This window comes from Microcoleus sp. Aus8_D2, assembly GCF_036702665.1.
Classification (GTDB): domain Bacteria; phylum Cyanobacteriota; class Cyanobacteriia; order Cyanobacteriales; family Microcoleaceae; genus Microcoleus.
This window is the reverse complement of sequence record NZ_JAUBUN010000032.1, coordinates 6,837-19,617: the sequence shown is the minus strand read 5'-3', so window position 1 is coordinate 19,617 and position 12,781 is coordinate 6,837. Positions and strand designations below refer to the sequence as shown.

The 12,781-nt window shown below is 44.3% G+C and carries 6 protein-coding genes; 4 read left to right on the top strand and 2 right to left on the bottom strand.

What is annotated here, in order from left to right; genetic code table 11:
* Positions 1-114: 114 nt before the first annotated feature.
* Positions 115-1,629, bottom strand: coding sequence for a tetratricopeptide repeat-containing S1 family peptidase (locus QUB64_RS22560; protein ID WP_333267321.1), 1,515 nt, complete (start codon positions 1,627-1,629; stop codon positions 115-117).
* 598 nt (positions 1,630-2,227) lie between these two features.
* Complete coding sequence (locus QUB64_RS22555; protein WP_333267319.1) at positions 2,228-3,007, bottom strand: calcium-binding protein; 780 nt, start codon at positions 3,005-3,007, stop codon at positions 2,228-2,230.
* 103 nt (positions 3,008-3,110) lie between these two features.
* Between QUB64_RS22555 and QUB64_RS22550 the strand changes: the two genes are divergently transcribed.
* The 4 genes from QUB64_RS22550 (at position 3,111) to QUB64_RS22535 (ending at position 12,589) form a co-directional block, all read left to right on the top strand.
* Positions 3,111-3,254: a hypothetical protein gene (locus tag QUB64_RS22550; RefSeq protein WP_333267318.1), complete on the top strand. Its 144-nt coding sequence runs from the start codon at positions 3,111-3,113 to the stop codon at positions 3,252-3,254.
* A gap of 259 nt (positions 3,255-3,513) precedes the next feature.
* Positions 3,514-5,907, top strand: a complete 2,394-nt coding sequence (locus QUB64_RS22545) for a GAF domain-containing protein (RefSeq protein WP_333267316.1) — start codon at positions 3,514-3,516, stop codon at positions 5,905-5,907.
* A gap of 307 nt (positions 5,908-6,214) precedes the next feature.
* Entirely contained in the window at positions 6,215-11,854 is a 5,640-nt protein-coding gene (locus tag QUB64_RS22540) for a trifunctional serine/threonine-protein kinase/ATP-binding protein/sensor histidine kinase (RefSeq protein ID WP_333267314.1), read from the top strand.
* Between the two features lie 315 nt (positions 11,855-12,169).
* A complete protein-coding gene (locus tag QUB64_RS22535) occupies positions 12,170-12,589 on the top strand; it encodes a hypothetical protein (protein ID WP_333267312.1) in 420 nt (139 codons plus the stop codon).
* Positions 12,590-12,781 lie beyond the last annotated feature (192 nt).

The window sequence follows — 12,781 nt, the reverse complement described above, 5'->3', positions numbered from 1 at the left end:
CCACGCATAGGGCCGGGGCGGGTTTATTTCATCTGTTTGTTTGTGTCAATTATTGTTGGTGAACCCGCCCCTACAGGATTAATTGCAATATGATAGTCGATTGTATCATAAAGTTTATTGTCTTTGCAGTTGACCAATCAAATCTAATGCTTTCTGAGCATCTGCGGCCATTCCCTGAGCTCTAAATAAACGGGCGGCTTGCTGCAAATCTGCGATCGCCCCTGGCCGATCTCCCATTCTCACCAACGTAATACCTCGATTAGCATAAGCCTTAGCATAGCTGGGATTGAGTTGAATGGCCTGAGTGTAATCAGCTAAGGCAGAGCGATCGTTATTGATGCGAAATAGCGCTAATCCTCGGTTAAAATAAGTGTTAGCGCGACCTGGATTGATTTGCAGCGCTTGATTGAAATCGTCGATCGCCCCTTTTTGATCGCCCAAGTCCGAAAGTGCCAATCCTCGGTTGTTGTAAGCGGCTGCAAAGTTTCGATCCTGACGGATGACTTGAGTATAATCGGCGATCGCCCCCGGTGTATCGCCCATAGCCGACAAAACCAGCCCCCGATTGTAGTACGCATCGAGATAACCTGCATTTAGGGCGATCGCCTTGCTATAATCGGCGAGACTTTTGGGAATTTCTCTCAAATCAAAATAAGCAAGTCCCCGATAGAAATAAGCTTCTACATAATCCGATTGAGTTTGAATCGCTTTAGTAAAATCGGCAACAGCCCCTGACGCATCTCCCTTATCAAACCGAGTCAAACCCCGAACATAATAAGTTTTAGCATCATTGGGATTGTTCAGTTTCAGAGGTGCATTAGCTGTTGGAGAGGTATTTATCAAAAGTGCCGATCGATTTAACCCAGCTTCGGATAATTTAGCTATAAAAGTGTTAATAGGAATCGCTGAATTAAACCCTGTTTTAGTAATTGCTAAACCTGTGAGGACTTTTATGTCAGAATCTGTAACCTGATCTACATCCAGATCGCCCCATCCATGAACGCCAACTACGTGCCCTTCTCCATCAAATACCGGCCCTCCACTCATTCCCCCTTTCGTAATAGCATTGTAGCGCAAGGTATAACCGCGTGGATGATTCGGGAGACGGCTGGTAACAAAGCCCGGTGAAAATTCAAAATTGCGATTGGCTCCATACTTTTCTTGCAACTCATTCGCTGGATAGCCAAACACAAAAATTCCTGTACCAACTGCCGCTTGTTCGGAATCGCCTAAAGTTACAACAGGATAAGATTCTGCACTGTTAAATGTTACGATTGCTAAATCTGGAGCATTCTGACCTTTCTGCAATAGTACACTACGGGTTACTTGATAATCTTTTCCTGTAGAAGTGTGAATTGTATAAGTAAATTTAGGATTGACAACAACGTGATTAGCTGTCAGTACAGTGTAAGTCGTGCCTTGTTTGGCAATAATAAATCCAGTTCCGCTACTCACCATATTGGGAGATTTTCCATTGATTTGAACGGTGACTGATTCAGCTAATTTGGCAATTTCTGGCGAAGACATCGCGAAAATCGGTGCAGGCGCAAACATGACTATTCCTGCTACTGTTACCGTTCCTGCTAGGATGCTGGCGAGGGAATCAAACCGCGAATAACCCCTATTCATAAGTAATTGCACAAAAGTGAAATTTTTTATACTGCGAATAGTATAGGCGAAAATGAAATCTCCGCAGGCTTGAAACGGTGGAGTTTTTCAGATGATTTCGATTGTTCTGACAATTCGTACAATTCGTACATTTTCGGTATTAAACTGGCGCAGATAGAATTTTGAAAATCCTGTTTCTTTAAACTCTTGTGGGCGGGCTTTGAGCATTGCCCTAAGTAACAGGCTTTCCGGCCTGTTGCACAATAATAACTACTTTTTGTAAACCTAAGTCACACAAAAGATGCCTGTTCCATAATACGGGTACATAACTGTACGGACACGGCAGTGATCAAAGCCGTGTCAACAATCGCCTAAAAGTCATGAGAAATCTCGCTTTTAGCCAAGCCTATAACCCCCGCGTATCCCCCTTATTAAGGGGGACGAAAGAGAAGATTCTTATCCCCCCCCAAAGCATCGGGGGGGTTAGGGGGGGTTAAGAGCAAAACCGCCAAACAGCAGTCTCTGAGGACGTTTGACCTGATTGTTAACACGGCTTTGATCACTGCCGTGTCCCTACCCGGAACTAGCCCGATCGCCCGTAAAGTCCGCCTACAAATAACTAAGCTAAAAACTGGAACTGGGAACCGTTTACTGCCAAAGCAAACGGACTCGCTTGTTCAAATGCACCCACAAGTTCAAAATTATCCGTGTTTAAAACAACTCCCACAATCTGTCCATTTATTGCGTTTTCAATCACCATATCGTTGATAATTCCGTCATTGTCGTAAGCAATCAAATTGTCGTCAGTGAAGATGAGGTCTAATTCTGTTAAACCATCTGTCAAAGCGATGCGATCGCCATCGTCAAAGTTAAAATCGGTAATGACATCGGCTCCATTGACTCCAGACTGTTCGTTGCTTCTGAGGACAAATACGTCAGCACCAGGGCCTCCGGTGAGTACGTCAATTCCGCGATCGCCCGCCAAGAAATCATTGCCGTCATTGCCCTCTAAATCGTCGTCTCCTTGCCCTCCCCGCAGGATATCGTTCCCGGGCCCTCCAAAGATCAGGTCGTTGCCGCTGTCGCCCCTAACTACGTCGTTGCCATCATTTCCATCCAGACCATCGTTACCTTTCCCGCCGTAAATGATGTCATTTCCGCCGCCACCAGCGATAATATCATCCCCGTTATTTCCTAACAGCCGCTCGTTGGAATCCGACGAACCTGCGATCGTATCGTTGCCGTCTAGTCCCCAAACTCCCCAGGGAAAAGACAACAAATTTCCATTCTCTACGTCAATGTCATCTGATGTAGCGAATCCCAAAAGACGCGGCCCGCCGCCCGCAAATACAGGAAATCCCGTCTGATCGCCGATGAGATTGTTAAGCGTTAAAACCATAAGTATGTCCTTGAAAAAAGGCTGATAGCTATATTATATATTTAAATTATTTTATTGCCATACAGCAATTATTTTGAACGATATCCCCACTATTTTTAGCTAAATGAGTGACTCACAACCTACTTACCAATTCCCAATTCCCAATTGGGAATTGCCAATTCCCAATTCCCAATTACCGGGCCTGTTCCTCATTCAACCCAAAGCTGCTATATATCTCGCTTCTGAGTCAAATAGCATTAGTCGCTGACACTATCCACTACGGCTTACCGTTTATAATGGGTGTGACCCGCCTGGTCGCAAACACGTTAATATCACCTATAACGTCGAGACTGAAAGGTTGTTTGTGAAGAAAAGTAAAAGTTTCGGGGCCGATCGTCCGAGAAAACACCTAGTTTCCGATACCTACACACAAACTTTACACACAGGCTCTAAGTTCTTGAAAAATCCATAAATCGCCGATCGCTCACATTGTTTAACAAAATCTACTGCTTTCAGGTGTTTTACTCATGCCTACTCCTAAATCATCTTCCCCTCAAAACAATAACAACTCCGTAAAATCACTGCCAACGGCAGATCCAGATATCATTGCGACAGAGCAAGACAGTGAGAATCTGCCCAACGAACCAGACGTGGAACAGCTACTCGAAGCTTTGACGGCTCAAGTACCGAGTCAATCTGCTGAAATTGAACGCTTGAAAACTTGGAAACAAGATTTAGAGCGACTGTTTCAATTTCTGGGCGATCGCCGCGTTTTAATCGCAGTGATGGAACCGGGAACTTTTGCTCTGCGTTACGCTAACGCGGCATTTTGTCGCTTGGCGGGCTGGGAGGGAACGCCTTTGGTAACTCAATCTCATAACGGTTGGTTTACAGAAACTGGGATCTCTTTGCTAGAACTGTTCGAGGATTGTGATGCAAAAATAGTAGAACAATTGTACCGCCGCCACCTTTTACACTGGGTTTTTAAGCAATTTTATCAAATAAACCTCGATAGTTTGCGGGTGCTAGATGAACCTGTCACGGTGAGCATTAAAAATCCGCAACAGCATGAATCTAGATTTATTGAATTTTGGCTGGGTTCGGAACAGTTGAAAATTACTCGGATTAATTCAAAAAAAGATGAATTTGCAGATCTTCCTTTAAATTTAATGCCTGTTGCAGAACGGGAAGCTTGGCTGATGCAGCCTAATCAATTGGGAACTTTAGCCGAGCGCCTAAATTTAGATAATTACCGCGTCGAAGGTTTGCTGCTGCTAGAAGGTTTTGATGTCACCGTACAGGAGCAAATTCGGCGGCTGACTCAGTTATTGATCGATCGCAATTCGATGCTGCGCCCTGACAAATTTGAGAGAATCGATCGCTATTTGCGATCGCTCTTTAATGCTGACGGCACTTTGCTGCTGCGCCCCGACGGCGAACAGGTACAGCTATTAGTTGCTAAAGACGGCCATCATTTGCAGCCGATTGCTTATTCAATGGAGTCCCTAGAATCTTCTCACTTTTTCAAGGCTACCGCAGCCAATCAAGTTTGGAACGTCCCAGACTTGCGCCGGGAGTGCCGCAGCGAGTGCGAGCGAACTTTGCGGAAAATGGGCACCCAGTCGATGCTGCTGGTGCCCCTGGTAGTCAAATCAGTCACCCGCGAGGGCTGCGGGCTGCGGATTTTGGGCGTGGTGGGGCTGTTGTGCGATCGGGCCAACCACTTCAACAACATAGACGCCCAACACGCCCAAGAACTCATTCCCGCCTTCATTGCAGCCCTGCGGCAAGCCATCCAGCAGCGGTTTACCCACATTCACAACATCCATCCCGCAGTCGAGTGGCGCTTCGCCCAAGAAGCAGAAAGGCGAAGTTGGGGACTGCCCCAAGAGACGATCGTATTTGCAGACGTTCATCCGCTGTACGGAATTTCCGACATTCGCGGTTCCAGCGACGAAAGAAACCGAGCCATTCAAACAGATTTGCTCGAACAATTCCGCTTGGCTTTAGCCATAGCCGATGCCGTTTGTCAAACACAAACTACCCACCTCGGCGAGCAACTGCGCCTCGACTTGCTCGACTACATCCAGGATTTAAAAGAAAAAGTAACAGTCGATATGGAGGTGCGAGCTGCCGAGTATTTAAACGAGCGTTTAGAAGTGTATTTTGACTACTTTGTGCAGTGCGGGCCGCAGGTTCAGGCAGCAGTGGAAGCTTACCGAGCCGCCTGTGAAAACGAACATAACTGCGTTTATGGCGATCGTACCCGCTACGATCAAATGCTCAACCTGATCGGCAACAAACTCCAAGAAACCTGGGCCCGCTGGCAAGAAAAAATGCAGCAAATCCTCCCGCACTACTGCGACATCGAATGCACCGACGGCATGGATCACATGATATATGTCGGAAAGGCGATCGATCCCAAATTCAGCCAATTTCATTTGCACAGTTTGCGGTACGAACAACTGCGAGCAATTTGCGACTGCGGCCGCACAGTTTTCCGCCTGGAAGCCGAGTCTCAAATTAACATGGAACTCGCCCATTTAGTCTTAGTACAAAATACCACCATCGACATTTTTCACAACGAAAACACCGAAAAAATGTTCGATGTCAAAGGCACTCGCGACATCCGCTACGAACTCGTCAAAAAGCGCATCGAAAAAGCCGTTGACAAAGACGCACAAGAGCGAATTACCCAGTCGGGAATGCTAACCGTAGTTTATTCCACCGAAGACGAATGGGAAGAGTACCAACAATACTTGCGCTATTTGTCTCGCGAAGGTTGGGTAGAGCCAAAAGTGCAGACCGGCCTGGTAGAATCACTGCAAGGAGTCAGCGGTTTAAAATTTGCCCGCGTCCGTATTTTACCGGACACAAAAGCTCTTGCAGAATATCGCGAAGTTACTGTTGTCACCGATTGATAAGCCCCAAAATTCTCTTAATTGTAGGGTGCGTCAGGGCTAAGTATTTTGAACGTAGACTCATAAATTTTACCCTGACGCACCCTACGAGCTCGCTGTTATTGCAGATTGACAAGCCCCCAAATTCTCTTAATTGTAGGGTGCGCCTAGCGCACCTTACCACTGACAATAACGAACATCATCGTATTTTCACTTATTCCATATAACCTGTGATTTTTGACCGCAGAATGTACGATCTAAATCACATTAACTCAATCTCATCTAGTGTTAGACTACTTATAATTATATCTGATTCTCAAATAAAATTATGTTAAAATTATCAGAATACAAAATTAACTCTACTCTGCACGAAGGCGTCGAAACAATCATCTATCGCGCCCAAACACCGACAGACGGCTACCCAACAATCCTCAAAGTCCTCAAAGCAGAATATCCTACACTCGAAGCCATTACCCGCCTCAAACACGAATATCAAATCCGCCAAAATTTAGACAGCGAACAAATCGTCAAAGCCATCAATATCGAAACCTTTGACCACCGATTAGGAGTGGTTTTAGAAGACTTTGGAGGCTCATCCTTAGCAGAACTCCTGGAAACAGAAACATTGAGCCCGCGAGCAAATTTAAACATCGCCATCCCCATAGTCAAAGCCCTACAATACCTGCATTTACAAAACATTATTCATAAAGACATCAAACCCAGCAACATCATAATTAACCCACAAACAAAACAAGTAAAACTCACCGACTTCGGCATAGCCACAAAACTCAACAAAGAAAACCCGCAATTCAACAATCCCAACTCAGTCGAAGGCACATTAGCCTATATGTCACCCGAACAAACCGGGAGAATGAACCGCACCCTCGACTACCGCACCGACTTTTATTCCCTCGGAATTACCCTGTATGAAATGCTGACCGGGAAATTGCCTTTCTCCAGCAACGACCCCTTAGAAATAGTTTACAGCCACATCGCAGTTCAAGCAATTTCGCCGCATCAAATTAATTCAGAAATCCCCGTCGCCATCTCAGACATTGTGATGAAATTGATCGCCAAAAATGCCGAACACAGATATCAAAGTGCGGCGGGATTGTTGGCAGACTTAGAAACTTGTTTGCATCAGCTAGAAACCACAGGCTACATAGCAGATTTCATCCCCGGGCGCTTAGACATTCTCAGCCAATTGTTGATTCCCCAAAAATTGTATGGGCGGGAAAATCAGGTTAATGAACTATTAGCAGCATTTGAACGTGTAGGGGCGGGTTCACCCGAATCTTTCCCACCCAGCCCAAATACTAAAAAACCCGCCCGCTCCAAAGCAAAAATCCTTTCACCCGAATCTTTCCCACCCAACCAAAACACAGCAGCATTTGAACCTGTAGGGGCGGGTTCACCCGAATCTTTCCCACCCAACCAAAATACAGAAAAACCCGCCCGCCCCAATGCAAAAACCCTTTCACGCGAATCTTTCCCACCCAACCAAAACACCGAAAAACCCGCCCATTCCCAAAGCGAACTAATGCTAGTCTCTGGTTACTCAGGCATCGGCAAATCAGCCGTAGTCAACGAAGTTAGCAAACCCATAACCAAGTCAAAAGGTTACTTCATCAGCGGCAAATTCGACCAATTTAAACGCAACATTCCCTATGCCTCATTAATCCAAGCATTTAACTCATTGCTGCGGCAATTGCTAACAGAAAGTGCAGCTTCATTAGAAACATGGCGCACTAAAATATTAACAGCATTGGGAACAGACGGCAAAGTAATTGCCGACGTAATTCCCGAACTTGAATTAATTATTGGCAAACAGCCCGAAGTGCCGGAAGTAGGCCCGGCAGAATCACAAAATCGCTTCAATCGGCTTTTCAAAGAATTTCTGCGGGTTTTCCCACAACCAGAACACCCGCTAGTCATATTTTTAGACGATTTGCAGTGGGCTGATTCAGCAACCTTGAAACTAATGCAACTGCTGATTACTGACCCAGAACAGCAATATCTCTTAGTAATTGGTGCCTATCGAGATAATGAAGTTAGTCCGACTCACCCGTTAATTCAGACTGTAGAAGAAATTGAAAAAACTGGTACGATTGTCAACAATATCGTGCTGCAACCGCTGGATTTAGCAGATGTGACTGAGTTAGTCGCTGACACCCTTAACAATTGCACAGAAAAAGTCACAAATCTAGCAGAGTTAATCTGGAATAAAACTGGCGGTAATCCTTTTTTCTTGACGCAATTACTCCAAGCACTATATCAAGACAATCTGTTAAAATTTGACTTTACTGCCATTGCAGATGATGCAAGTAAAGGAGGCTGGAATTGGAATATCGATGAAATTCAAGCGATTGGTATTACCGACAAAAGTGTAGTAGAACTCGTAGCTTCTCGGATTGAAAAATTGCCAGAATCCACGCAAGAAATTTTGAAATTAGCAGCTTGTGTGGGTGATAAATTTGCTCTGGATGTGCTATCTATTGTCAGCGAAAAGTCAGGGAATGCTACAGCCACGGAACTTTATTCAGCTTTACAATCAGGGTTGATTTTGCCCTTGAGCGATGCTTATCGCATTCCTTTACTATTTACGCAAGCAGAAGCGGTTAATCTGACTTTTGACACGTCGCGGGTGGGATATCGATTTTTGCACGATCGCGTCCAGCAAGCTGCCTATTCGCTAATTCCCGAAGCTCAGAAGCAATCTACCCATTTAAAAATCGGTCAACTACTGTTACAAAACACTCCACCGGAACAAATAGAAGATAACATCTTTGATATTGTAAATCAGTTGAATGTCGGAATTGACACGATTAGTAAAGATTCAGAAAAAAAACAGTTAGCAAAATTAAACTTAACTGCTGGGCGCAAGGCAAAATCCGCTGCTGCTTATGAAGTTGCTGTTAGGTATTTGCGCGTGGCTATGGAATTATTGCCAACGGATAGCTGGCAGAGTCAGTATCAATTAACCCTGGAAATTTACGAGTCAACGGCAGAAGCTGAATACTTAAATATCAATTTTGAAGAATCCAAGACTCTCGTAAGTATTATCCTAGAGCAAGCTAAAAATTTACTGGAAAAGGTGAATGCTTATGAACTGCAAATTCAGTCTTATAATGCTCAAAATAAACTTACAGAAGCGTTAAATACAGGACTGGAAGTCCTGAAACTATTAGGTGTTTCTTTTCCTCAAAACCCAAACACGCTAAACATTATGGCGGGACTGATGAAGACAAAATTTATTTTGGGAAGGAAACGAGTTGAGGATTTAGTTAACTTGCCCGAAATGACCAATACTAATAAACAAGCAATTATGCGGATTTTATCAGGGATTCTCGGCACTACTGTTCATACAAAGCCCGCGCTTCTACCACTGCTGGCATTTATGATGCTTAAGCTGTGTATTAAATATGGTAATTCCCCTTATGCTAGTGTCGGCTATGTTTATTATGGTGTAATTCTGTGCAGGATAGGGGATATAAATTTGGGATATAAATTCGGCGAGCTGGCAATTAGGCTGTTAGATAATTTTCATTCAAATTCCCTAAAAAGTATAGTTTATGCAGTATTTAGTTGTTTTATTAAACATTGGAATTCAGACCTTGAGTCTGGATTAAGCTATCTAGTGGAAGCTTTTAAAAATGGGATGACAACCGGAGAATTAGAGTATGCAGGTTATGCTATGGGTGAATATTGTTATTACAAAAGATGGATAGGAGAACCTCTATGTCTGGTTGAGCATGAGACAGGTAAGTATCTAAAATTGATGCGCCAACTTAAATTAGAAATTCCTGTATCCTATATAAGTATCTGGAGGCAGACAAATCTCAATTTGTGCGGAAAATCTGCGGAATCCTGCCATTTAGTCGGTGAGAGCTTTAATGAAGTCGAAATGCTACCAGCTTTAATAGAAGCTAAAAACTTTCTTTTGGTTTGTTCGATTTATAGTGCCAAAGCTCAGCTTAATTTTTCATTCAAAAACTACGTCCAAGCCTTGGAAAATTCAAAGTTATTTGAAGAATACGAAGAAGCTGTGGCAGGATTTTATTCGGTTTCCATGAGTAACTTCTATTATTCTCTCAGTCTCTTAGCTTTGTATCCCCAGGCTAGCAAATCTGAGCAAAAGCAATATCTACAAAAAGTCATAGAGTTGCAAAAAAAGATGAAAAAATGGGCTATTCATGCTCCCATGAACCACCTGCACAAATATGATTTGGTAGAAGCCGAGAAAGCGCGATTGTTATGGCAGAATGAGCGAGCAATGGATTATTACGATCGCGCGATTGCCGGAGCCAAACAAAACAAATATACCCAAGAGGAAGCATTAGCCTATGAATTAGCTGGAGAATTTTATGAATATCTGGGAAAAGACATAATCTCTCAAGCATACCTTACCAAAGCATATTATGCCTATATCCGCTGGGGCGCTCTAGCCAAAGTTACAGACTTAGAATTGAGATATCCTTTCTTAGTAGCACAAACGCGGACAACAGAAACCAGAACCATTGATGTCACCCGCACCACCACGGGAAGCACTACCAGCAGCGCTTTAGGTGATTTCTTAGATTTGAGCGCTTTTGTTAAAGCTTCCCAAGCGATTACCAGCGAAATTGTTCTGGAAAAGTTACTGACTAAGTTAATCAAAATTATGTGGGAAAATGCGGCGGCTCAAAAAGTAGTGCTGCTACTGCTCAAAAACGATGTTCTCTGCATAGAAGCTACTGGCACTTGTCTGGATGAGCAAGTGACACTTTTACCGTCTATTCCTGTAGAAGATTCTCAAGATGTACCGCTGTCTGCGATCAATTACGTACACCGCAGTCAAAAGCATCTGGTTTTAGACGATGCGACTGTCGCCGAACCTTTTAATGCGGATGCTTACATTCGGAAATATCAACCAAAATCAATCCTCTGTTTGCCAATTATTTATCAATCCCAGCGGCGCGGAATTATTTATCTAGAAAATGCTTTGACGGTTGGAGCTTTTACGGATGAGAGGGTAGAAGTATTAAAAGTGTTGGTTTCTCAAGTGGCGATTGCTGTGGAAAATGCTGGTTTGTACGCGCGCGAGCAGGAGAAATCTCAGCAGTTAGAAAAATCTTTCAATGAGCTGCAAGAGGCGCAACTGCAACTGATTCAAAGCGAAAAGATGTCTGCTTTGGGCAACTTGATTGCAGGGGTTGCTCACGAAATTAACAATCCGCTGGGTTTTATTGCGGGGAATGTTGATGCTGCTGCTGAGGCGAGTTCGGATTTGATTGATTACTTGCAACTTTATCAAGAAAAGTTTCCGAATCCGGGAGATGAATTGGAGGATAAAGCGTCGGATATCGATTTGGAATATTTGATGGAAGATTTGCCAAAAATGTTGTTGTCGATGAAGTCGGGGACTGATCGCATCCGCAATATTAGCACGTCTCTCCGAACTTTTTCCCGCGCTGATACTGCGAATAAGGTGTCAGCAAATATTCATGAGGGTATTGATAGCACTTTGCTGATTTTGCAGTATCGCCTGAAGGCTAAGGATTCTCGCCCTGCGATTCAAGTTATCAAGGAATATGGATATACGCCGCCTGTTAAGTGTTATTTTGGGCAGTTGAATCAGGTGTTTATGAATTTGTTGGCAAATGCGATCGACTGTTTTGACGAATTTAATCAGGGTCGCAGTTATGCTGAGATTGATGCTTTACCGAATACGATCGCCATTATCACCCATGTCTCGCCGGATAACAAGAGTGTGGTGATTCGCATCAAAGATAATGGCCCAGGGATGTCAGCCGGGGTGCAGGCGAAGATATTTGACCATTTGTTTACTACCAAGGGAGTCGGTTCGGGTACGGGTTTGGGGCTGTCTATCAGCCGCCAAATTGTGGAGGAAACTCACGGCGGTAAGCTGAGTTGCGAGTCTGTGTTGGGTGCAGGTACGGAATTTGCGATCGAAGTGCCGATCGACTAAAATTCATTCAACCTGGGAAAATGTAGCAGATTGGACGCATCAATACCAAAGAAACCGGGTTTTTACCTGAATTGTGGGCTGTAACACGTTTTTTCGTACAACTGTTTATTGCCCGGAGATCCCCCTAAATCCCCCTTAAGAAGGGGGACTTTGAGCAAGTCTTGTTCCCCCCTTGTTAAGGGGAGTAGGGGTCGAGTAGGGGGCAAGCTAAGGGGGGATCGGGCTGATCTGAGCAGTATTGGTTTAAAGTAGGCAATATGCAGTTACATTGTTAGCTAAATTGTGTAATAACTGTATTTGATAGGAGTATTTCTAGTGAACGCTGCCGAACAAGCCAGAAATATAGAAGTTGCTAGCAAAATTGCTGCGGTTGTTAATTTATTCAAATCCCAATTCCAGGATGCGAAAGTTGATTTGAAACCTTGGATGAATGACGAGGATACTAGGGAACTTGTCGATCCAGATTCGATCGATATTGGCTTCCATTTTCCCGGTAGAAGTCGCTTGTTGCAAAGCCGCAGTATCTTGATCCAAATCCGATTTTACCAAGATCCGGTCGAAGATTCTCGGCGGGCGATCGGGGTTGAGGCGGCTGGTTACGATCATACTGGTCAGCAGTGGCGCTTTTCTACGGTGGAAAATTGGGGTTTTGTGGGTGCAACTGAGCCGGCAGCGGAGTCAGCAGAAAAGCTCAAACACGTTTGCCGCGAGATCTTCGGTTTGTTTAATGGCTGATATTAATTCCCGGTTAATGAATCATCATAAGTCAGGTTTGTAGTGAGGACTTTAGTCCTTCTTGAATTAAATTCTCCACAGATGGAGAGGACTGAAGTCCTTACTACGAACCACGGATGGAGAGGACTGAAGTCCTTACTACGAACCACGGATGGAGAGGACTGAAGTCCTTACTACGAACCACGGATGGAG